At 68.4% G+C, this 22336-nt stretch carries 20 protein-coding genes and 3 pseudogenes; 11 read left to right on the top strand and 12 right to left on the bottom strand.

Translation table 11 applies throughout. From position 1 onward, the window contains the following. The coding region (locus HCC78_RS27335) for a DDE-type integrase/transposase/recombinase (RefSeq protein ID WP_172331944.1) at positions 1–753 on the top strand (753 nt) is incomplete at its 5' end. Here the strand turns inward: HCC78_RS27335 and HCC78_RS27330 are convergent. Then, on the bottom strand, positions 653–1597 hold the full coding sequence (locus tag HCC78_RS27330) for a homocysteine S-methyltransferase family protein (RefSeq protein WP_172331943.1): 945 nt from the start codon (positions 1595–1597) through the stop codon (positions 653–655). The two genes, HCC78_RS27335 and HCC78_RS27330, sit on opposite strands and share 101 nt — an antisense overlap. A 110-nt stretch (positions 1598–1707) precedes the next feature. Between HCC78_RS27330 and HCC78_RS27325 the strand changes: the two genes are divergently transcribed. After that, complete coding sequence (locus HCC78_RS27325; protein WP_172331942.1) at positions 1708–2601, top strand: LysR substrate-binding domain-containing protein; 894 nt, start codon at positions 1708–1710, stop codon at positions 2599–2601. A 232-nt stretch (positions 2602–2833) separates the two neighbouring features. On the opposite strand, the gene HCC78_RS34060 is transcribed toward HCC78_RS27325, so the two are convergent. Continuing rightward, complete coding sequence (locus tag HCC78_RS34060; protein WP_172331941.1) at positions 2834–3760, bottom strand: flavoprotein; 927 nt, start codon at positions 3758–3760, stop codon at positions 2834–2836. Then, positions 3757–4359 (bottom strand): hypothetical protein, encoded by a 603-nt coding sequence (locus HCC78_RS27315; protein ID WP_172331940.1) that lies wholly within the window; start codon positions 4357–4359, stop codon positions 3757–3759. Before HCC78_RS27315 ends, HCC78_RS34060 begins: the two co-directional genes overlap by 4 nt. A 507-nt stretch (positions 4360–4866) precedes the next feature. Between HCC78_RS27315 and HCC78_RS34535 the strand changes: the two genes are divergently transcribed. Beyond that, entirely contained in the window at positions 4867–4998 is a 132-nt protein-coding gene (locus HCC78_RS34535) for a hypothetical protein (RefSeq protein WP_256368359.1), read from the top strand. A gap of 64 nt (positions 4999–5062) precedes the next feature. After that, on the top strand, positions 5063–5377 hold the full coding sequence (locus HCC78_RS27310; protein WP_371743944.1) for a manganese efflux pump: 315 nt from the start codon (positions 5063–5065) through the stop codon (positions 5375–5377). Between the two features lie 167 nt (positions 5378–5544). On the opposite strand, the gene HCC78_RS34620 is transcribed toward HCC78_RS27310, so the two are convergent. After that, on the bottom strand, positions 5545–7626 hold the full coding sequence (locus tag HCC78_RS34620) for a PAS domain-containing methyl-accepting chemotaxis protein (protein WP_172331939.1): 2082 nt from the start codon (positions 7624–7626) through the stop codon (positions 5545–5547). A 311-nt stretch (positions 7627–7937) separates the two neighbouring features. Between HCC78_RS34620 and HCC78_RS34045 the strand changes: the two are divergent. Beyond that, positions 7938–8758, top strand: a pseudogene (locus HCC78_RS34045) (IS3 family transposase); the annotation flags it as partial. Positions 8759–8994: 236 nt separating this feature from the next. On the opposite strand, the pseudogene HCC78_RS27285 reads toward HCC78_RS34045, so the two are convergent. Both HCC78_RS27285 and HCC78_RS27280 read right to left on the bottom strand, forming a co-directional pair. After that, positions 8995–10153 (bottom strand): annotated as a pseudogene (locus HCC78_RS27285) (transposase). A gap of 144 nt (positions 10154–10297) precedes the next feature. Beyond that, a complete protein-coding gene (locus HCC78_RS27280) occupies positions 10298–11233 on the bottom strand; it encodes a LysR family transcriptional regulator (protein ID WP_253949385.1) in 936 nt (311 codons plus the stop codon). Between the two features lie 111 nt (positions 11234–11344). Between HCC78_RS27280 and rhmD the strand changes: the two genes are divergently transcribed. The 6 genes from rhmD to HCC78_RS27250 all read left to right on the top strand — a co-directional run bounded on the left by rhmD (position 11345) and on the right by HCC78_RS27250 (position 16979). Beyond that, on the top strand, positions 11345–12529 hold the full coding sequence (gene rhmD, locus HCC78_RS27275; RefSeq protein ID WP_172331934.1) for an L-rhamnonate dehydratase: 1185 nt from the start codon (positions 11345–11347) through the stop codon (positions 12527–12529). A 65-nt stretch (positions 12530–12594) separates the two neighbouring features. Continuing rightward, on the top strand, positions 12595–13578 hold the full coding sequence (locus tag HCC78_RS27270; RefSeq protein WP_172331933.1) for a TRAP transporter substrate-binding protein: 984 nt from the start codon (positions 12595–12597) through the stop codon (positions 13576–13578). A gap of 2 nt (positions 13579–13580) precedes the next feature. Further along, positions 13581–14063, top strand: coding sequence for a TRAP transporter small permease (locus tag HCC78_RS27265; protein ID WP_172331932.1), 483 nt, complete (start codon positions 13581–13583; stop codon positions 14061–14063). Next, complete coding sequence (locus HCC78_RS27260; RefSeq protein ID WP_172331931.1) at positions 14060–15346, top strand: TRAP transporter large permease; 1287 nt, start codon at positions 14060–14062, stop codon at positions 15344–15346. The genes HCC78_RS27265 and HCC78_RS27260 overlap by 4 nt, the downstream gene beginning before the upstream one ends. Before the next feature lie 20 nt (positions 15347–15366). Further along, positions 15367–16113 (top strand): SDR family NAD(P)-dependent oxidoreductase, encoded by a 747-nt coding sequence (locus tag HCC78_RS27255; RefSeq protein WP_172331930.1) that lies wholly within the window; start codon positions 15367–15369, stop codon positions 16111–16113. A 26-nt stretch (positions 16114–16139) separates the two neighbouring features. Then, the gene (locus tag HCC78_RS27250; RefSeq protein ID WP_172331929.1) at positions 16140–16979 is read left to right on the top strand and encodes a fumarylacetoacetate hydrolase family protein; all 840 of its coding nucleotides are present in this window, start codon (positions 16140–16142) and stop codon (positions 16977–16979) included. A 112-nt stretch (positions 16980–17091) separates the two neighbouring features. Here HCC78_RS27250 and HCC78_RS27245 read toward each other — a convergent pair whose 3' ends face one another. The 6 genes and pseudogenes from HCC78_RS27245 to HCC78_RS27220 form a co-directional block, all read right to left on the bottom strand. Further along, positions 17092–18033: a 2-hydroxyacid dehydrogenase gene (locus tag HCC78_RS27245; protein ID WP_172331945.1), complete on the bottom strand. Its 942-nt coding sequence runs from the start codon at positions 18031–18033 to the stop codon at positions 17092–17094. After that, a complete protein-coding gene (locus tag HCC78_RS27240; RefSeq protein WP_172331928.1) occupies positions 18033–19529 on the bottom strand; it encodes a tripartite tricarboxylate transporter permease in 1497 nt (498 codons plus the stop codon). Before HCC78_RS27240 ends, HCC78_RS27245 begins: the two co-directional genes overlap by 1 nt. A gap of 9 nt (positions 19530–19538) precedes the next feature. Continuing rightward, the gene (locus HCC78_RS27235; RefSeq protein ID WP_172331927.1) at positions 19539–20012 is read right to left on the bottom strand and encodes a tripartite tricarboxylate transporter TctB family protein; all 474 of its coding nucleotides are present in this window, start codon (positions 20010–20012) and stop codon (positions 19539–19541) included. Positions 20013–20072: 60 nt separating this feature from the next. Next, entirely contained in the window at positions 20073–21044 is a 972-nt protein-coding gene (locus tag HCC78_RS27230) for a tripartite tricarboxylate transporter substrate binding protein (RefSeq protein WP_172331926.1), read from the bottom strand. Between the two features lie 351 nt (positions 21045–21395). Further along, a complete protein-coding gene (locus tag HCC78_RS35015; RefSeq protein ID WP_172331925.1) occupies positions 21396–21902 on the bottom strand; it encodes a transposase in 507 nt (168 codons plus the stop codon). A 281-nt stretch (positions 21903–22183) separates the two neighbouring features. Further along, positions 22184–22336, bottom strand: a pseudogene (locus tag HCC78_RS27220) (IS5/IS1182 family transposase); the annotation flags it as partial.

Here is a 22336-nt window from a genome sequence, read left to right as displayed (position 1 = left end):
GAGCCGGTCGCGGGGCGGTTCTTCTACCTCTACATCATCACCGACATCTGGAGCCGGAAAATCACCGGCTGGGAGGTCCATGAGCGCGAGACGTCGGAGAATGCCGCGGCTCTTCTGCAGCGCGCGGTCTGGGCGGAGAAATGCGTGGCCAGCCCGCTGGTTTTGCACTCCGACAACGGCAGTCCCCTCTCGGGCATTGCTGGGCAATGCTCGAGAGGGCAGCGCATGAAAGGCGCGACCATGAGGGCGACGATGGAGCGGCTCGGGATCACGGCCTCCTTCAGCCGGCCCCGCGCATCGAATGGAAATGCGTTTTCCGAAGCGCTGTTCCGGACCTGCAAGTGCCGGCCCGGCTGGCCGCCGCGCGGCTTCGCGACCATCGAGGTGGCGCGGACCTGGGTCCAAGGCTTCGTCTTCTGGTACAACCGCGAGCACCGCCACAGCGCGATCCGCTTCGTCACGCCCGGGCAGCGCCACCGCGGCGGGGAGCGGGCTCTCCTGGAAAAGCGCCGCCAGGTCTGCGAACTGGCCCGGGCGGCGCGGCCGGAACGCTGGTCAGGCGGCACGCGGCTCTGGACGCCGATCGGCTCCCTCTGGCTCACCCCGGAACGGCCCGACGAGATGCCGCCAGGCCAGGGCGCCTTGCGGCGGCTCAGGCCGGGGCCAGCAGCGCCTCGGCAATCTTTGCGATATGGACGTAATCCGTGCCGCAGAAGCCGCCGAAGACGTTCATCTCTGGATGGGCCGCCCTGAGTTCGCGGTATTGCGCTGCCAGTTCGTCCGGATCGCTTTCCTCGAGATGGCCCAGCTGGCACAGCGTGCCGTGATCGAGCGTCGAGGCATTCGCCCGGATGCCCCGGATCCGCCCGGCCCAGGGCGCGCGCGGCAGGGCCGGGCCGAAATCGAGCGGGTGCGAACAGTTGACCATGTAATAGGCCGGAGAAGATTCCGTCGCGGCATCGACCGCCGCGATTGCCTCTTCCAGCGTGGCGCCGGTGGCCAGCTTGCGGTCTTTCTCCAGCGTGAAGGAGATCGCCGACGGAAGCCTAGCCGCCCTGGCCGCGCGGGCGATGCCGGTCGCCTCCTCCACCGAATTGAGCGTGAGCGCGGTCACGACATGCGCGCCCGCTTCTCTGAACGTGGCGATTTGTTCGGCGTGATAGTCCTCGGCCTCCGCCGCGCCCAGGCGGTGCCCGGTCCCGTAGGCGTCGCCCTTGGGGCCGATGCAGCCGCTGATCACCGTCTTTTCCGGCGGCAGGCCCGCTTCGGACGCGACCTCGCGGTAGAGGTCCAGGCATCTGCGGTTCATCTCGGCCAGCCCTTCGCCGGAATAGCCTAGCAGGCGCCCCCAGTCGCGGCTGGCGCGGTAGGTCATCGAGCAGAAGATGAACGGCGTGCCGAACCGGACGGCAAGCTCGGCGAAATGGCGGTAGTACTCCCGCACGGCCTCCGTCGCCACTGGGTCCGACAGCAGGTGGAAGGCACTGAAATGCGGCAGCTCGAAGCCGCGCTTGTACATCAGCCAGGTCTCGTTGCCGCCGTCGGTCAGGAAAATTCCGTCCGTCTGGTGCGGCAGGAGCGGTGCGGGTCGGGGCATCGTGCTCTCCTCCGGGATGTTTGGGATGCCCCGAGTGTAGGTATTGCTGGCGATTGGCGGCAAACGATCATAATTTGATCTTCGAATTAGTTTTCCTACGGCATGGGGCCATGGCCAGACGCCTTCCCTCTCTCAACCAGCTGCGCGCGTTCGAGGCGGCGGCGCGGCACGGAAGCATCAAGGACGGGGCGGAGGAACTCTGCGTGACCCCGGCCGCGGTCGGGCATCAGATCAAGGCGTTGGAACGTGCGCTGGACACGGCTCTTTTCCATCGCAGGCCCCGCCGGTTGGAGCTGACCGCGGACGGGCGCCGCCTGGCGCGGGAAGTCGGGCTGGCGCTGGACAGGCTCGAACAGGCGGTCGCGCAGGCTTCCCGGCGCGATCCCGGCGGCACGCTGAACATCTCGATCGCGCCCTTCTTCGGGAACCGCTGGCTGCTGCCGCGCCTGCCCGGGTTCCACGCCCTGCATCCCGGCCTCGAGGTCAAGCCGTCCCTGTCCTTCGACTATGTCGATCTGGCGGACGGGAGCTTCGACGCCGCCCTGCGCTATGGCTCGGGCGACTGGCCGGGGCTGGAGGCCGTGCCGATCTTCCGCGACTGCCTGCGCCCGGTTTGCGCGCCGCAGCTGGCCGGAGACCTTCGGCTGCCGCTCTCCGCCGACGAAATCCTCGCCCTGCCGCGGGCTTTCGGACGGGGCTGGCCCGGCGACTGGGCTGCCTGGGCGGAGGCTGCCGGAGCGGAATCCCCGGAGGCAAGCCGGGCCGCCGGCTATGACAGCCGCGCCTTCATGTTCGACGCGGCGCTGTCCGGGCAGGCGGTGATCCTGGCGGATGGCAGGATGACGGCGGCCGACGAGGCCGCCGGACGGCTCGTCTGTCTCAGTCCGCTGGCCGTGGAGCGTCCTCAGGGCATCTACCTGGTGTCCGGCGCGCGGCAGGCGGACCCCAGGCTCGCCCTGTTTGCCGACTGGCTGAAGGCGGAAGCCGCATCATCGGTCCGCTGACCGCCTGGGCAGCGGCACAGTGCCCCGAAGCGGACTGCAGGGCCGGCGGGGTGGCATGGCGCTGGAATGCGGGCCGGTCGGAGGCGTCGTGCGTGTCCCGTCCAGGCCCGGATTGTGCCCGCACCCGGTCTCCGGACAGGGATTGGCCGCGCTTCCAGCGAGAGGACGCCGGGGGCAAGCTCGGGGCGCGATGGCGCGCTCTTGGAAGCGCGTGGCGCGCGGGCGCCCCCCGTCACTGCCCGTCGCTCCCCTGTGTCTCCCCGCGCGCGAAGTCCAGAACCGCCGACAGCGCCTGCATGAGGACGCCGGGACCGGCCCAGAGCGTGCCATGGCCGCCATAGCCGAGCCGGGCGCCTGCGCCGAAATCCGCCGCGGCGAACAGGACTGCGGGTTCCATGACGAAATGTCCGTCCTCCCTCAGGCGCCGGACATTGCGCTGGATCCCGGGGTTCGCCCACATCGCCTGGTTCATGGCAGGGCAGATCACGACCGGCGCGGCAGAGGCGGCAACCGCCAGCGAAAGAAGATCCGAGCAGGCGCTGCGGGCAAGCCGGTCGAGGGCATCGGCCGTCGCAGGCAGCACGCAGATCAGATCGGCGGATGCGGCCAGATTGACATGCGGCACGCGAATCCCGTCCTGGCGCTCGAACCCGTCGGCCCAGCAGCGGATGCCGTAGGATTCGAGCAGGCTGCGCGCGAGGAAGCGCTGTGCCGTTTCCGTCAGTATGACGTCCAGCCGTTCCTGGAAGCCGGAGAGGACGAGGCTCAGCAGCGTCTGGGGCATCAGTCCCGCGATCACCGAGCCGGTGCAGCCCACGATCAGGTGCCCCGCCTGCCGGGGCGGCGGATCGAGATGGAAGGCTGGGGCCGCGCACATGGCCGCATGGCGGCGTGCCAGCAGGGGCTCCGGCGCTGCGCCGCCGAGAAGATGCCCCCCGTCCAGGAGCCTTCCGGCAAGCTCCGGGCCGAACTCGGCGGGGCAGTCCATCCCGTTGCGCATGACCGGCGCGGCAAGACGGCGGAGGAACAGCGACCAGGCCGCCGGATCGGCCACGGGCACCTGTTCGGGGCGGCCGGGGCCGCCGGCGAAGATCGCGTGGCTGCGGGTGGTCAGGACGGCATGCGCGGGGCTGCGCATCAGGAAGGCGCTGCCGGTCACGGCCGTCCCTCCTGCGGCGGAGCGGCCGCATGCTCGCGCCGGTAGACGAGGCGGGTCTGGCACCTGCCGCGGAACATGATCTCGAAGCTGCCGCATTCGGCGAAGCCGCAACGCCTGCCCAGATGGCGGATGGCGCCGATGCGGTGGCGCGTCCGGAAGAACAGCCGCGGACAGCCTGCCAAGGCGGGCAGGCGCAGCCAGCGCCGGAACAGCATCCCGGCGAGGCTGGGATCTCCGGGATCGCGGCTCAGTTCGAACAGGTCTCCGGGGCAGGCGCGGATGCGGCTGCCCTGCGCGCCGGGGGATATTCCGATGAAGGCCAGCAGCCCGTCGCCCGGCAGCGCTCCCCAAGGGGCGAGCCCGTATTGCGCGATGATGGCGGGCGTGAGCACCGCGCCGAGCACGCAGCCCGCAACGGCGTGTGGCGCGGAGGCGGCGAGAATGGCGGGGCGGCGGCCCAGACCGCTGATCACGCCCATGGCGCTGTCCGGATCCGAGGCAGTGCCGACGGGCATGGGGGTCTCTGCCCAGATCCCGGCGGAGAACGCCTCGGAGAGGCAGAGCGCCACCGCCCCGGCATCGGCACCGGCCTCCATCATGCACAGGCGGCAGCCGGGCTGCAGGACTGCTGCGGCGGCGCCTCTGCTGGCTGTCTCCGGTTCATCCCCCCCTCCGGAAAGCATCCGCGCCTCCATTGCCGCCGAACCCCATTCCGGATCATCGCTACAGGGATGTCAACAACTTAAAGTTGCATTCGGCAGGGACCGGTCAGCCGAGGACGCCGGGCGCAGCGGCGGAGGCTGAAATTGCCCGCAAGCAGTGCAGAACGGGCCAGGCCCGGCCTGCGGACGGCCGGACGCAGATTCGTCAGCTGGCAAGTTGCATTCCAGCATATTGTAAATGCTTTATTTTCCACGGGGCGATGCCATCTGGAAGCCATCGGGGAGTAGCGGCCGCCAGATTGTCGGAGGCACGTCAACAGTCTTGGGGCAGCTCCGTGTGGCGCGTCCGACCCTCCGGATTCTGCGAGGCCGTGCCGAGAGGATCCTGCGGGCGGGATCCGTGAATAGCAGGGCACAGCCCCGGGCAAGATGCGCATGTCTCCGGTGTTCGTCGGCATCCTGGCCATTTGCATGGCGCTGGCCGCGTTCATCGCGCTGGCCGGCCAGGGCACATCCGGCCCGCGTCCCGATTTCGCCATGACATTGCGCACCGGCGCGGTCTTCGGCGCTGTGTAGGCGGTGACGCCGCTGGGCGGCCGGAGCGGCCGCCTCGCGCTGCGTTGCGCCGGCCGGTCGCTGGATCGCCTTCTTCCTGCCCGGCGGGGCCGGGCTGCACATGGCGTTTCTGGCATGGACCCGCCCGAAGGGCGAGCCGCGCTCCGGCTCGCGCTGCGGTGCGTCGGCCGCCGCCGCGATCGGCACCTCCATCGACGCGATGTCCGTCGGGGTGCCGCTGGCCTTCCTGGAGGTGAACATCCTCGCAAGCGCGCTGGCCATCGGAGCCGCGACGATGGTGACGAGTTCGGCCGGTCTGGTGCCTTGCCGCTTCATCGGCGCGCGTCTCGGCCGGATTGCCGAGACCCGGGGGGCGCGCTCTGCACCGTCGGATCGATGACCTTTTGGGAGCATCTCGCTTCGGCCGACCAGGCTGCGCTTGCCAGGCCCGGGGACGCCGGCACGGTCCGGCCGACCCGGATTTCCTTCGATCCGCTGCGCCGGGGCAGGGGGGAAGCGCGCTGCCACCTCCGGCGCAGGGGCGGCACGGCGCGGACGGATCGCCGGTCAGGCGCTCGCGCGGTAGCCGCTTCCGGACCGGGCGGGGGCCGCGGACCGCAGATGCGCGGTGGTTTGGAAATAGCCCGCCTCGTCCTGCATCGCCTCCACCTTTCCGCCGAAACTCTGCACCGCGGCGTTGGTTTCCTCCGCCATCGCCGCGTTCTGCTGGGTGACCCGGTCCAGGTCGCCGATCGCCCGGTTCATCTCGGCCAGGCCGCCGGACTGTTCCTCGGCCGAGGACGCGATGTCGAGGATCAGGGACAGCACGGTGGTCATGCGCGCGTCGATCTGGCCGAGGGCGGTCTCGGCCTCGCCGACCTGCTGCACGCCGTCGGCCACCTGCCGCCCGGATTCCGCGATCAGATCGGCAATTTCCCGCGCCGCATCCGCGGAACGCTGTGCAAGCGCGCGGACTTCCGAGGCGACCACAGCAAAGCCGCGACCCGCCTCGCCGGCCCGGGCCGCCTCGATCCCGGCATTCAGCGCCAGGAGGTTGGTCTGGAAGGAAATGTCGTCGATCACGTTGGTAATCTTGGAGATCTTCCCGGAGGAGACCGATATCCGGTTCATCGCCTCCATGGCCACCGAAATCACCCCGGCCGACCGCACCGTATCCTCCTTTGCCGCCTGCGCCTCGCCGCGGGCCTCCTGGCTGCGCGCCGTCGTGCCCTTGACCGAGGAGGCCAGTTCCTCCAGCGCCGCGGCGCTCTGTTCCAGCGTTGCGGCCTGCCGCTCGGTGCGGCGGGCGAGGTCGTCGCTGGCGCTGCGGATGGCTGCGGAATCCGCTACAAGGTCTTCCGACTGGCCGAGGATCTCGCCCATCACCGTGTCGATCCTGTCCACGGCCTCGTTGAAGCTGGCCCGGATCGCATCAAGGTCGCCCAGATCCTTTTCCATCCGGCTGTGCAGGTCGCCGTCCGACAGCCGCCTGAGCGCGGCGGAGGCCTCCTCGAGCGTCACCCGGAAGGCGGTCGTGTCGACGGCGAACTTCACCACCTTCACGACCTTGCCTGACGCATTGCGGATCGGGTTGTAGCTGGCCTCTATATAGACCTCGCGCCCGCCCTTGCCGATCCGCTTGAAGTTGTCGCGCATGGTCTCGCCCGCGCGAAGCCGGTCCCAGAACGTCCGGTATTTCGCGCTGCCGCGCTGCTCTTCATCGAGGAACATGCCGTGCTGCCGTCCGAGGATCTCGTCGCGCCGGTAGCCCATCGCCTTGCAGAACATGTCGTTCGCCGCGAGGATCTTGCCCGTGGCATCGAATTCGATGACGGCCTGCACCAATTCGATCGCGGCCAGCTTCGCGGCGACATCCGCCTCGCGGTTCTTCGCCTCGGTGATGTCGAAGGCGTATTTCACCACCTTGAAGGGACGGCCCTCCGGATCGAGCAGCGTCTCGTAGGTCGCCTCCAGCCAGATGGCCTCGCCGTTCTTGGCGATGCGCCGGACCTGGCCGTTCTCGGACGTGCCCTCGGCCAGGCGTTGCCAGAACCGGCGGTAATCCTCGGTGCCGGCCTCTTCCGGAGGCATGAAGATGCTGTGCTTGCGCCCCTTGATCTCGTCGAGTGCATAGCCGGTGGCGGCAAGGAAATGGCTGTTGGCCGCCAAGATCGTTCCGTCGAGGTCGAACTCGATGACCGCCATGCTGCGCGCGACGGCATCGACCTGGCCGCGGTTGTCGCGCCGCCGCAGGTGATAGGCGGTGATGTCCCGGGCGGTCACCAGGATATGCAGCAGCACGCCGCCATCGCCGAAGACCGGGGACACCACCATGTCGAGCCAGATCTCCCTGCCGTCGCGGTCGAGATGCGGCATGATCCGCGTCACGTCCCGCAGTGCCGCGACCTCGCTCCGGATCTCCTCCATTTCGGCCGAAGTCCTGTCCTTGGGGCGCAGGAGGATGCCGTAGTCCTTCCCGGCAAGCTCTTCGGGTGCATATCCGGTGGCGGCGCAGAGCTTGACGTTGGCCGCCAGGATCCGCCAGTCCGGCCCGAGCTTCGCGGTCAGATGGCTGCGTTCGATCGCGGCGAGCACGGGATCGGGGGACGGGACGTCAATCTTGCGCCGGAACAGGTGCCGGAAGAGCATGGGCTTGCCTCATGTGGCGGGGTTCCGCGAATCTTGCACCGAAAAGGGTTGCAACTCCCTTGCAGCGATCCGGTCCTCGCAGGACAGCGTTAACAGGGCGCTGAAACATCCGGACGGGAAGGCCGATCTTCTCTTGGCCGCCCCCGGGCGTCTCGGAGCGGCCGCCGCCCTGCGCTTGCGTCGCCTCCGGGCGCGCCAGCTGGCGGCAATTCCGGCGGGCAGGCGGGATTTTCTATGGCGCTGTCTGAGGTGGTCCCCGAAATCCGGACACCCTGCCAAGCTTGCCGCCAACGAGTGCGAGGACTGACAGCTTGGCTGGCAAACGGAAGAACGACAGCGCCGAGTTCAATGCGAAGGTGGCCCTCGAGGCGATCAGGGGCGAGATGACGGCCGCCGAGCTGGTGGCGAAGCATGGCGTGCATCAGACGGTGATCAACACCTGGAGCGAGGGTCCGCCCGCCACCGGTCCGAGGGCGTGACCCGAACCCGGGCGATCGAGGGGATGGCCGGGGCGTTTCCGGGCAAGGCCGAGGCGAAGGCCGCCGGGAAGGAGGGCGAGTTCGAGAGGCTCCACGCCAGGATCGGCCAGCTGGTGGCGGAACGCGATTTTCTGGAGAGGTGAGCGGGCGGAAGCCATCGGTCCGGGAGAGCCCGCGAACGGCCGGTGAGTGCGGCCCGGAGGCGGGAAATGATCGATCCACGGCACCCCGTGCTGTCGGTCGTCCGGCAATGCGCGCTGATCGGCATGAGCCGGTCGGCCTGGTACGGGCCGGGCAGGACCGAGACGCCGCCGAACCTGGCGCTGATGAAGCTGATCCGCTGCCCGGCAGGGGATTGCGCAGCAATCGCCGAGAGGGGATGCCCAGTTCCTGGAGACGCCGTTCCACGGCAGCCGCCAGATGGCGAGGCATCTGCGAAAGCAGGGCTGCTGCGTCGGGCGCAAGCGTGTCCGGCGGCTGATGGCCAGGATGGGGCTGCGCGCCGCCTGCCAGAGACCGAAGACGGCGGTGCCCCATCCGGAGCACCGCAAGCATCACTCGCCATTGTGCTTGAACCAATGGCGCACGAGGCTCGTCTGCTCCGGAACATGGCGATCGACCGCCAGGACCGGGCCTGGTGCGCAGGCATCACCGTTCGGCATCTCTCCCGCACGGATCGCGTTCGGCGCCTCACTCCGCAACGCCGCACGCCCCCACTCGGCGCTCGGAGGACGGACACCGCTCGGGGCCCACGAGGGCCCAGGCCTGAAAGTGGCGGCATGATCAACAGGCAAGCTTAGCGCCGCCGCAAAACTGTCCGGGAAATGCGGACCACCTCAGTTACGCAAATCAGTTTGCGCGCCATAGCTTCCCTTTTCCCCTGACACACTTATCCCAGCGCCACCGTGATCGGGGGGGCGAGGGCGTTGAACCGGTTCAGGGATGAGCGGCATGCGCCATTGGTTCGAGCGCAACCGCGAATGCGCGGATCCGGACCTCGGCGACCTGGCGGTCGAAGCCGCGCGACCTCAGCCGCTGGCCGAAAAGCTTCACGTAGTTCATCCAATCGCCGGGAAAGGTCGCTCGGACCTTTGCCCGATCCGGCTCATTTCTCCACCCTGTTTCGTCGACGGTACGCGCTCCAGTTCCTCCAGAATGGTCGCCCAAGGTGTTTCGACGCCCGCAGGATATCATTGCGCGCCCGGGCTCCTGCCGTGGCTGGCTTCCACGGCATGGCGTTCCGGCAGGGCGGCAGTGAGCAGGATCAGCAAAAGGTCCGGGGGGACCTCTTGCCCAACGAACCGCCGCCGCGCCGCAAGCGGCAATGGCGCCGTGGCAGGCGCGCGTGCCGTGGCCCCTGTGGGCTGTCACCGTGACGATTTCTGGGGCCGGGCCGATCTGCTTCAGGGGCCCCGGCAGCATCCCGCGCCGGTTCGCCCGGACCGGTGGCGTTCAACGGCTCGACATCGTCGGCATTGTCGGAAGTGACTTCGGCAGACTGGATCCCCGGCGTTTCCCCGTCGATCCCGAGGCGGATCTTCCGACAGACCGGGCGTTTCGAGCCGCCATGCCTGCGGCTGTGCCGCTCGCCTTCGCCTTCCACCTTGATGCCGGTGCTGTCCGCTGCCCGAGAGGGGACGAGCAGGTGCAAGGCGCCTTTCGAACCGCGGAACGGAATGGTCGCGTCCATCGCCGTCGGGCTTTCGCGGCGCCTCTGGCGCCACGGTCCCGTCTCGCTCAGCCGCCATGACAGGGTGCCGAAGTCGGGCACGGAGCAGCCGAGCCCGGACAGTTCCAGCGGGCTTGATCCGGTGGCGCTTCGCTGGCTCACCCTGGCGGAGCGGCAGGCCAGGGAGGACCTTCAGAGCAAGACAGGTCTGCATTGCAGCGTCGCCATGGGCTTGCTGACAGCCGCGACGCCCCGAGGGAATGGCCCTCCATGGCATCGAGGGATCGAAGCAGACGGTCAGAGATCCGCGCTGCCCCAGTTCCTGATCATACGCGATCCAGTTGGAGGTCCCGCAGGTCGGCTTCGGCGGTCTGCTCATGCCATCTGGCTACGACCTTGGATTCACGATGTGACTCCCGAGCCCGCCTTGTGCAACAGGCCCCCCGGCAGCGTCATGCCGGAAGATCTCGCCTGGCGGCTCCGCTTTTTCGGCGGATTGCGGCAGGGGCCCTCCGACGCCCCGTCAGCCCGCCTCCGTGCGCTCGGCGTTTCTCCGGCGCAGCAGGACGCGGAAATGCTCCGCGCGCGGCCCGAGCGTCTCGCTGCGCCGCGTCAGGATGCCGAAGCCGGGGATGGCCGGCAGGCCGGTGACGTCGAGCTTGACCAGCAGCCCTCCCTTCAGGTGGTCGGCAACGACCGAAAGGGGCAGCAGTGCCACCGCCTCTGAAGATTGCAGCAGGTGCAGGATGGCGAACACCGAAACCGACTCCACCTGGTTCCGGGGCATGGGCAGACCTGCCTCGTGGAAGGCTGCCTCCAGCACTGCCCGGGTCGGGTTTGTCGTCGGCTGAAGCACCCATGGCTGGCCTGCCAGCGCTTTCAGCCCTCCGCCAACCGGCCGTCCGGCCAGGGCATGGCCGCGCCGCGCCACCAGCGCCAGCGGCTCCAGAGCCAGCGGTTCGAAGTCGAAGATGGCGCGGTAGCGGGGATCGCTGAACCGCCCCACCGCGATGTCGACATCGCCGGTTTCCAGCATCTCGAGAATATGGTCGCTGGTCTCGCCCATCATCCGCACGGTCAGGAGCGGATAGAGCTGCTTGATATCGGCGACCGCGCGCGCCACCAAGTCGGGCGCTGCCCCCATGATCGCGCCGATCACCAGGGTTCCGGCTCCGCCCAGACGCCGGTCGCGGAACTCCTCGGAGAAGCGGCCGAGATGGCCCAGCATGGTTGCGGCGAAGCCGATGGCGAACTCGCCCAGTTCGGTCGGCGCCATGCCGCGCGGCTCGCGCCGGAAAAGCGGTGCGTCCAGTTCCGCCTCCAGATCCGCCAGCATTTTCGACATGGTTGACTGGGTCATGTTCAGCCCCCGCGCCGCAGCGTGCATGGTGCCGTGCTCGGCCAGCGCCTGGATCAGCAGGAAATGCCGGAATTTCAGATAGCTCGCCAGGTCGCGCATGGCCTCTCCCTGCGTTCGCAAATTACGATCGATCATAAGGTTATCTTCATTATTCACGCATCGCAATCTGCCTTACGACGGAGGTCGAGGAGACACGAGGGAGGTTCCCAGATGGCCATGCCGATCATCCGGCAGGTGCGCGCCCATACCGTCACGGGCGGCGGCGCGGATTATCACGATCAGGACGACGGGCACTGGATCGACGACCGGATCGCCACGCCAATGGCGAAATACCCGGCCTATCGCGACAGCCGCCGCAGCTTCGGGATCAACGTGCTGGGCACGCTGGTCGTCGAGATCGAGACCGATACCGGCGTCACCGGCTTTGCCGTGACCACCGGCGGCGAGCCCGCGGCCTATATCGTCGAAAAGCACCTGGCGCGGTTTCTCGAAGGCCGCGCGGTCACCGAGATCGAGGCGATCTGGGACCAGATGTTCAACGCCACGCTCTATTACGGGCGGCGCGGGCTGGTGCTGAACGCGATTTCCGGCGTCGATCTGGCGCTGTGGGATCTGCTGGGGCAGGTCCGGCAGGAGCCGGTGCATGCCATGATCGGCGGCGCGGTGCGCGACGAGCAGGTGTTCTATGCCACCGGCGCGCGGCCCGACCTGGCCAAGGGCATGGGCTTCATCGGCGGCAAGATGGCCTGGCGCCATATCGAGGCCGAGGGCGCCCAGGGCATCCGCGAGGAAATGGAGATCCTCGGGCGGATGCGCGATGCGGCGGGGCCGGATTTCTGGCTGATGTATGACTGCTGGATGAGCATGAGCGTCGACTATGCCACCAAGGTCGCCCGGGCAGGGCACGAGCTCGGCCTGAAATGGATCGAGGAATGCCTGCCGCCGGATGATTTCTGGGGCTATGCCGAGCTGCGCCGCCGCGTGCCCGAGGGCATGCTGGTGACCACGGGCGAGCATGAGGCGACACGCTGGGGCTTCCGGATGCTGCTGGAGATGGGCTGCTGCGACTTCATCCAGCCCGATGTCGGCTGGTGCGGCGGGCTGACCGAGCTGCTGAAGATCTCGGCCATTGCCGACAGCCACGGCAAGATGGTCGTGCCGCATGGATCGAGCGTCTACAGCTATCATTTCGTCATCACCCGGCAGAACAGCCCCTTCGCCGAATTCCTGATGATGGCGCCGAAGGCCGACAAGGTCGTGCCGATGTTCTCGCCGATGCTCGAGAACGAGCCCGTGCCCGTCGATGGCAAGCTGCATATCTCGGCGCTCGACCGGCCGGGCTTCGGCGTGACGCTGGCCCCCGGGCTCAATCTCAAGCGCCCTTATACCCACTGACCGATGCCCCGGTCCGGCAGGAGGAGCCGGGCCAGGGCTGATTTGCAAACAGGGAGGAACCTGACATGAACACCGCGACCCTTTCGGGCCTCGCGCTGGCAACGGCGCTGCTTCTGGGCAGCACCGCGCTGGCCGACACCACCATCCGCTTTGCCCATCACCTGCCCACCAGCTCCGAGCAGCACATCGCCGCCGAGCGCTTTGCCAAGCTGGTCGAGGACCGCTCGGGCGGCGAGATGCATGTGGAAATCCTGCCCGCGGGCCAGATGGGCGGGCAGCGCGAGATCATCGAGTCGGTGCAGATCGGCACGCTCGACATGGGCTATGGCGAGAGCGGGCTCTATGCGAATTACGTCCCCGCCTTCGGCATCCTGACGCTGCCCTATCTCTATGACAGCCCCGAACACTGGCGCCGCGTGGTGCTGGGCGATATCGGCACCGGGCTTAGCGCGCAGCTTGAGGACGCCACCGGTCTCGTCGTGATGAACTGGATCGAGGCAGGCTATCGCGACACCTATACGACCGACCGCGAGATCCACGCGCCGGAGGACTTCAAGGGGATGAAGATCCGCGTCCCCGAAAGCCCGGTCTTCGTCGAGACCTTCGCCGCGCTCGGCGCGCAGCCGACGCCGATCCCCTCGCCCGAGATCTACACCGCGATGCAGACCGGCGTGGTCTCGGCGATGGAGGGCACGCCCGAGGTCGGCTATATCCAGCGCATGTATGAGGTGGCCAAGCATCTCAACAAGACCCGCCACATCTTCTTCGACGGCAGCTTCGTCACCAGCCGCACCTTCCTCGACAGCCTGAGCCCGGACGAGCAGAAGATCGTGCTCGATGCCGCGGCCGAAGTGGCGGCGGAGCAGCGCGAGGAACGCGCGGGGCGCGAGGCCGACTGGTTCGCCAAGCTCGCCGATGCCGGGCTCGAAATCCACGATGTCGATCCGGTGCCGTTCCGCGAGGTGCTGGCGCCCCTGCAGGACAGCTTTGCCCAGAAGGCCGGGGCCGAGCCGGTGCTTCAGGCGATCCGCGATGCCGGGGATGACTGACCATGCCGCGCGGTGAGCGTTTCCGCCGCGCAGCCGACCGGGCCATCGCCGTGCTGACGGCGGTGGTCGTGGCGGTGTTCTCGGCGATGATGGCGCTGGTCTTCATCCAGGTGGTCGACCGCTTCGTGCCCTGGTTCGGCTGGTTCTGGACCGAGGAACTGGTGCGCATGCTGCTGATCTGGTCGGTGATGCTGGGCCTGCCGGTGGTGCTCTACCGGCACGAGGAGATCCTGGTCGAGATCCTGCCCCTGCCGGAGCGGCTGACGGTCTGGCGGCTGCGGCTGGCGGCAGCGCTCGGCGCACTCTTCCTGGCGCTTCTCGCCTGGTCGGGCGTGGAGTTCACCGAACGCAGCGGGGCCTTCGCCTCGCCGACGCTGGGCATTGCGCGGGCCTGGCTCTATGCGCCGATCCCGCTCGGTGCCGCGCTCGGCATCGTCGCGCTCGCCATCCGGCCGCGGCTGGGCGAGGGGAGGACGCTGGCATGACCGTGCTCCTTCTCTTCTTGCTCTTCACGATGCTCCTGGTGCTCGGGGTGCCGGTGGCCTTCTCGATGGGGCTCTCGGCGGCGGGGATCCTGATCCTCGGCGGCAGCGTGCCGCTGATGGTGCTGCCGCAGCGGTTCTTCTCCTCGCTCGACAGCTTCCCGCTGATGGCGATCCCGCTCTTCATCCTGGCGGGCAACCTGATGAACGTGAGCGGCATCACCAATGCCATCGTGCGCTGCGCCAGCTCCATGGTCGGCCATGTCCGGGGCGGGCTCGGCCAGGTCAATATCCTGACCTCGGTGATGTTCTCAGGCATCTCGGGCTCTGCGGCGGCGGATGTCGCGGCGGTGGGCTCGATGCTGCTGCCGGCGATGAAGAAGGAGGGCTACCGCCCCGAGCATGCCGTCGTCATCACCGCCGCCTCGGCGATCCTCGGGCCGATCATCCCGCCGAGCCTCCTGATGGTGCTCTATGGCGCGATGACCGGGCTCTCGATCGGCACGCTCTTCCTGGCGGGCATCCTGCCGGGGCTGACCATCGCCGCCTTCCTGATGGGCTGGGTCTGGTGGAATGCCGACCGGATCGGCGGCACGCGCCATGCCTGGGCGGGCTTCCCGGCCATCGGGCAGAGCCTCGTGCGCGCGCTCCCGGCGCTGGTCCTGCCGGTGCTGATCATCGGCGGCATCCAGTCGGGGATTTTCACCGCGACCGAGGCCGGCATCCTCGCCGTGGTCTATGCGCTGATCTTCGGCGCCGTGACGCGGCAGCTCGATCTGCAGAATGCGCTGCGCCTGACCCGCGATGCCGCGCTCTCGACCTCGGCGATCCTGATCATCCTCGGCGGCGCCGCGCTCTTCGCCTGGATCATCGCGCGCGAGGGCTTCCCGGCCCAGCTCGCCCAGGCGCTGCAGGCGCTGACCGGCAGCCGCTACGTGGCGCTGGCGCTGATCATTGCCGCGCTCCTCGTGCTCGGCATGTTCGTCGAGACCATCTCGGCGCTGATCCTGGTCACGCCGATGCTGGCGCCGATTGCCGGGGTCTACGGGCTCGACCCGATCCATTTCGCGGTGGTCGTCGTCATCTCGGTGCTGCTCGGCTCGATCACGCCGCCGGTGGCGATCATCCTGATCCTCGCCTGCCGCATCGGTGAGGTGCCCTATGCCGCCACGCTGCGGCCGTTCCTGCCCTATTTCGCGATCATCGTCGCGGGGCTTCTCGTCATCGCCTTCGTGCCGGCCGTCACCCTGTTCCTGCCGCGGGAACTGGGCGGCTACGGCCAGTAGCTTTCCGAAAGGACACGTTCATGAACAGCATCGACCTCAAGGGCCGCCGCGCGGTCGTCACCGGAGGCGCGCAGGGCATCGGCTTTGCCGTCGCCCGCCGCTTCGTCGAGAGCGGGGCCAAGGTCTCGGTCTGGGACCGCGACGCCGAGCTTGGCCGCGCCGCCGTCGCCGAGCTGGGCTGCAATGCCGAATTCCGCGAGATGGACCAGACCGACCTGGCATCGGTGGAGGAAGCGGCGGAGGCTACCGAGGCAGGCATCGGCCCGGTCGACATCCTCGTTGCCAATGCCGGGATCGCCGGGGCCAATGCCACGCTGGCGGAATACGACCCCGCCGAGTTCCAGCGCGTCATCCAGATCAACCTGGTGGGCGTCTTCAACCTGAACCGCACGCTGGTCAAGGGCATGGCCGAACGCGGCTATGGCCGGATCGTCAATGTCGCCTCGATCGCCGGCAAGGAGGGCAACCCGAACGCCTCGGCCTATTCCGCCTCCAAGGCCGGGGTGATCGCGCTGACCAAGTCGCTGGGCAAGGAGACCGCGGGCAAGGACATCGCGGTCAACTGCATCACCCCGGCAGCCGCCCGCACGCGGATCTTCGACCAGATGACCGAGGAGCATATCGGCTACATGCTGGCCAAGATCCCGCGCGGACGGTTCCTCGAAGTGGCCGAGGCCGCGAACATGGTGGCCTGGCTCGCCAGCGCCGAGAATTCCTTCACCACCGGCGCGGTCTTCGACCTTTCGGGCGGCCGCGCGACCTACTGACCCTTGAGAAAAGACGGAGAGACAGGATGAAGCTCCTGCGCATGGGCGCCCCGGGCGCCGAGAAACCCGCGATCCTCGATGCGGAGGGCATCGCCCGCGACCTGTCGGGCGTGGTCGGCGACATCGCAGGCGAGGCGCTGACGCCCGGGGGGCTCGCCCGCATCGCCGCCATCGACCCCGCGACTTTGCCCGCGCTGCCCCAGGGCCGCATCGGCCCCTGCGTGGGCGCGGTGGGCAAGTTCCTCTGCATCGGGCTGAACTATGCCGACCACGCAGCCGAAAGCGGCCTGCCGGTCCCGGCGGAGCCGGTGATGTTCGCCAAGGCGACCTCGGCGATCTGCGGCCCGGATGACGACGTGAAGATCCCGCGCGGATCGGAAAAGACCGACTGGGAGGTCGAGCTCGGCATCGTCATCGGCAAGCCCGGCGTCTACATCCCCGAGGAGGAGGCGATGGACCATGTCGCGGGCTATTGCGTGATCAACGACGTCTCCGAGCGCGCCTTCCAGATCGAGCGCGGCGGCCAGTGGACCAAGGGCAAGAGCGCCGACACCTTCGGGCCGATCGGCCCCTGGCTGGTCACTGCCGACGAGGTGCCGGACCCGCAGGCGCTGTCGATGTGGCTCGAGGTGGACGGCCACCGCTATCAGGACGGCTCGACCGCGACCATGGTCTTCGGCGTGCGCCATCTGGTGCATTACGTCAGCCAGTTCATGTCGCTGCAGCCGGGCGACATCATCTCCACCGGCACGCCGCCGGGCGTCGGCATGGGGCAGAAGCCGCCGGTCTATCTGAAGGGCGGCGAGACCATCCGGCTCGGCATCGAGGGCATGGGGGTTCAGACCCAGAGCGTCACCCGCGCCTGAAGCGCGCCGGGACGGCAACGGAAACGGGGGCGGCACCGCAAGGCGCCGCCCCCGTCTTTCCTGCGGGACAGCAGGATGGGCCCGCCGGGGGAGCGCCGGCAGGCCAGGGGTCTCAGACGACCGGGGTCTTCAGCGGCTCCCCGGCCAGATGCGCGCGCAGGTTCGACAGCATCACCTCGGCCATCAGCCGCCGCGTGCGCCAGGTGGCGCTGCCCGAATGGGGCGTCAGAACGGTATTGGCGAGGCCCAGGAGCCCGGGATGCGGATGCGGCTCGTCCTCGAAGACGTCGAGCCCAGCCCCCGCGATCCGCCCCTCCGAAAGCGCCGCGACCAGCGCCGCCTCGTCGACCAGCGCGCCGCGCGCGACATTGATCAGATGCCCCGTAGGCCCCAGCGCGTCGAGCACGACGGCATCGACCAGATGGCGGCTCTCGGCGGTGGCGGGCGCGATGACGATCAGCCAGTCGACCTCCCGCGCCATCTCGCGCAGATCGCCGTAATAGCGGTAGGGCACGCCCTCCTGCTGCCGCCGCCCGTGATAGGCGATCTCCATGCGGAACACTTCCAGCCGCCGGGCGATCTCCTTGCCGATGCGGCCGAGCCCGAGGATGCCTGCACGCGCGCCGGTCAGCTCGCCGGTGAAGGGGTAGTTGCCTGCCGCCCATTTTGCCTCGCGCACGAAACGGTCCGAGGCCGGGATCTCGCGCGCCAGCGCCAGCATCAGCCCCAGCGTCAGCTCGGCCACGCAGTCGTTCAGGACATCGGGCGTATTGGTCACCCGCACGCCCTCTGCCTTGGCCGCCGCCGTATCGACGCCGTCATAGCCCACTCCGAAAGAGGAGATCAACTCAAGCTTCGGCAGCGCACGGATCACCTCCGCATCCGGTCCCTGATGCCCGGTGGTCGAGACATAGCGCAGGCTTGGCGCCAGCTTGGCCAGCAGCGCCGCGCGGTCGGGCGCCTCCCAGTAGCGGTGGAGCGTGAAATCACGCTCCAGCTCTGCGGGGATGTCGGGATGGGCGGGCGGACCCATCAGCAGGATATCGGGCTTCATCACGTGGCCTCTCCGTTACGTTGGCTGCCGCGGACCAGCCGCAGGATCAGCGGCAGCGTCCAGACGGCGATGGCGGCAATGCCCAGCCCGGCGGCGATGGGCCGCTCGAAGAAGGCCAGGAAATCGCCGTCCGCCTTGATCATGGAGGTCACGAAATTGTCCTCCAGCATCGGTCCGAGCACGAGGCCCAGGATCGCCGGGGCAAGCGGAATGCCGTTTTCCTCCAGCACGAAGCCGATCACGCCGAAGGCCAGCATGATCAGCACGCCCGCCAGCGAGTTGTTGATCGCGAAGGCGCCGGTGATGCAGAAGACCAGGATGATCGGCATCAGGATGCGCTGCGGCACCGACAGGATGGTGCCCGCGGTGCGGATCGCCAGCCAGCCCAGCGGCAGCATCATCAGGTTGGCGATCAGGAACACGATGAACACCGCATAGATCATCTGCGGATTGGTCAGGAAGATCGTCGGTCCCGGGTTCAGCCCCTTCACGTAGAGCACGCCGATGACGATGGCGGTGATCGAGTCGCCCGGGATGCCGAAGACCAGCGCCGGGATCCAGGCGCCCGAGATGGCGCCATTGTTCGAGGATCCGGCCTCGACCAGCCCCTCGACATGGCCGGTGCCGAATTTCTCCGGCGTCTTCGAGAATTTCTTCGACACCGCATAGCTGATCCAGGCGGCGATATCGGCGCCCGCGCCCGGCAGCGCGCCGATGGCGGTGCCCAGCAGCGAGCCGCGCATCGCCTGCAGCGGATAGCGCCGCAGGTTGCCGAGCTGGACGCGCAGGATGCTGCCCTTGACGGGCGGCGTCCGGGTCGAGCCGGTCGGATGCACGTAGTAGCGCAGCACCTCGGAGAGCGCGAAGAGCCCGATCATCGCCGGAACGAGCTGGATGCCCGCCAGAAGCTCGATGGAGCCGAAGGTGAAGCGCGGCTCTGCCGTGGGGTTGTTCATGCCGACCAGCGCCGCCGTCAGCCCGATGAAGAGCGACACGAGCCCCAGGACGGGAGGTCCGGGCGAGACGAAGACCGCGCAGCTAAGCCCCAGAAGCACCAGCCAGAAATATTCGAAGGACGAGAATTTCAGCGCGATTTCGGCGAGCTGCGGCGCGGCGAGGCTGAGCACGATGGTCCCGGTGATGCCGCCGATCACCGAGAAGAAGAGGCAGGCGCCGAGCGCCTCGGCGCCGCGCCCCGACCGGGTCATGCGGTAGGCATCCTCGACATAGGCGGCCGAGGCGGGGGTGCCGGGCATCCGGAGCAGCCCGCCGGCGATATCGCCCGCGAAGATCGCCATGCCGGTCGCGGTGACGATGGCGGCAATCGCCGGGAGCGGGTCCATGAAGAAGGTCAGCGGCACGAGCAGCGCCGTGGCCATGGTTGCGGTCAGTCCGGGAATGGCGCCGACGAACATGCCGAAGCCCGCGGAGAGGAAGATGACCATCAGGACCTGCGGCTGCAGGACCAGCGAGAACGCGTCGAGATAGACGGACATGGCAGGTCCCTACCAGAGGAAAGACAGAAGGCCGCTCTGCGGCAGCGGCACGAGAAGCAGCCGGCCGAAGATCTGCTGCACCGCCAGCGTGGCGGCCGCGGCCAGAGGCAGGGCGGCCAGGACCGGGGTGCGCTGCAGCAGCATCAGACCCAGCAGGATGAGGAAGGCGGTGGGCACGAAGCCCGCCAGATCCGACAGCAGGCAGTAGCCGATGACGGCCCCGGCGGCGGCGGCGAGCCCGGTGAGCGCGCGGCGCTCGCGCGTCCAGCCGGATAGGGCGAGCCGCGGCAACCGCTCTCCGGCGGCGGCCGCCTGCAAGAGGAGCGCCACCGCCACGCAGAGCCCGAAGGCCCCCACCGCGCGCGGCATGGTATCCGAGCCATAGGCCTGTCCCGGCAGCGGCGAGAAGGTCCAGGAGGCGAGGAACACCGCCCCGCTCAGGACGAGCATCACGAGGCCGAGCAGCATCGCGTTGGCTTTCATGTCTGATCCTCCGGATGGAGGGCGCGCGGCGGAGGGCGGTCCCGGCCGCCGCGCCGCCCGTCAGTCGTCGCCGAGACCGGCGGCCTTCATGACCTTGCCGAAATCGGCATCCGAGGCGGCGATGAAGGCGTCGGCCTCGTCGCCGGGTACCCAGATCGTGCCGAGCCCGCGCCCGGCCATGAACTCCTGGTATTCCGGGCTGTCATAGGCGGCCTTCACCGCTTCGGTCAGCCGTGCCTTGACATCCTCGGGCAGGCCCTTCGGCGCGAAGACCCCGCGCCAGACCGACATGGTCCAGTCGCTGCCGACCGCCTCTTTCAACGTCGGCACGTCGGGGAAGGCGTCCTGGCGCTCCTTCGACATGCTGGCCAGCGCGCGGATCCGCCCTGCATCGAGCATCGCCGTGCCCTCGGCCAGCGAGGACGGCACCAGATCGACGCCTCCGGCGACCATGTCGGTGATCCCCGAGGCCGAGCCCTGGCTCGGCACCCAGGTCACCTGATCGGGGGCAAGCCCCTCGTCGAGCATCCAGCCCGCCAGCGCGATATGCCAGATGCCGCCCTGCGCGGTGCCCGAGCCCTTGTAGGTGCCCGGCGGGTTGCTCTTGATCGCGTCGAGCAGCTCGCCCGCGGTCGTGAAGGGCGAGTCCTCGGCCACCATCAGCCCGGCCGGGTCCTGGTTGACCAGCGCGAGGATGTCGTAATCCTTGTAGGTCAGCTCGGTCAGCCCCTGCCAGTGCAGCATCGCGATCTCGACCGTGGCGAGGCCCAGCGTGTAGCCGTCGGGCTTGGCCGTGGCGATGGCGGAATGGCCGACCACGCCCGAGCCGCCGGTGCGGTTCACGACGTTCACCGGAACACCGAGGTCCTCCTGCATGACCGAGGCCATGATCCGCGCCACCGCATCGGTGCCGCCACCCGCGCCCCAGGGCACGATCATCTGGATCGGACGGGACGGATAGTCCGCAGCGAATGCGGATGACAGGGGAAGCGCCGCCAAGGCGGCGGCGGCAAGCAGGTCGCGACGTTTCATGTGTTCCTCCGGTTTCCATGCCGGACACGGCAGCTCCTCTCCGCCGAGGTCCGGTTCTCTCGCAGGAGATCACGTTGCCATGGCATTGTCTCGGCCAACCGTTCGCTTTTCGATGAATAAATTGACCAGAGCAATTCCATATTTCGATCGACTGGCAGAAGGAAACCGCTGCCCGGCATGGAGGCGGCGGCAGTGTCCGGGGGGAAAGTGGGCGGGTTCGGCTGAAAATTCCCGGGCCAACCCGCCGATGTTGTGCTGATGTACGGCTATGCGCCTTGCCGGAAATTTCTTCGGGAGGCAGCGCAGGATCCATGCCGTGCACGCGCATTGGAGCCTTCAGAGCATTCTCGTCTAGACCCAGCTGCGTCGCTGGCACCCGCTCCAATTGCGCCGGAGCGTCCGGGCCAGATGCCTTGGCGCCCCAGGAACCCGATGCGCGCCCGTGCCCCGGCGGCTTGCGTTTTCCACGGCCTCGCATTGCGACGGGGAGTGAGTGAGTATCCGCCGTGCGCAAGTGGCTTTTGGGGTCCACAGCCTGTTGGCTTCCACCAGCGCGTTGGCTGTGAGCTGGAGCTTTCTCATGGGCGCAACAAGGGCAACCTTTGCGGGTTTCCCGGCCTCGCGGAGCTGGGTGCGCTTGGCCTTGAGGCCAGGGCTGCAGCGCATTGCGACGACGGCAGGCATGCAGAGCGCATCCCGCAACGGCTTGCGGCCCCCGCTGATGAAGGACCTGCCTTTCCGCTGGCCGGATCCGCGGCTGAAGGGGGCAGGGCCTGCCTTCCGCCGGGCTTTCCGATCCCGGGCAGAAAGGTCGGGATCAGCCCCGTCGCGACGGGGCCGAGGCCCGGAATGGAGCACGGGATCTCGCGATAGCGGGCCATGGTGCCGTCTTTGGCCATCGGCCTGGCAATTTCGGCGTCCAGGTCCGCGACCTGGCGCCGGGCGAGAGCCAGCCGTTTCGCGGGCCGACGCTTTGCAAGGGCCTGGATCTGGACGCGGCCGCGGTTGCGCAAGCGCGTCCGCTCGGCGGCGGGAGCGCGGCGCGCAACCTGCAACTCCTTGGGAATCCGCAGTTCCGGCGAAAGGCGTTGTTGGACAAATCAGCTGATGACCGCAGTCCCCCCTTTCCCCGGACACACCTATCCTGCGGCCACGGTCATCGGGATGCCGAGCGCCGTGAAGCGGTTCAGCACAGCCACCCGGATCTGGACCTCGGCAACCTGGCGGTCGAAGTCCCGCGACATCAGCCGCTGGCCGAGCTGCTTCACGCAGTTCATTTTCGTCTCCACCCT

This window comes from Mangrovicoccus sp. HB161399, assembly GCF_013184745.1.
Taxonomy (GTDB): domain Bacteria; phylum Pseudomonadota; class Alphaproteobacteria; order Rhodobacterales; family Rhodobacteraceae; genus Mangrovicoccus.
The sequence above is the reverse complement of the archived record's forward strand: the minus strand, read 5'-3'. Positions and strand labels throughout refer to the sequence as shown.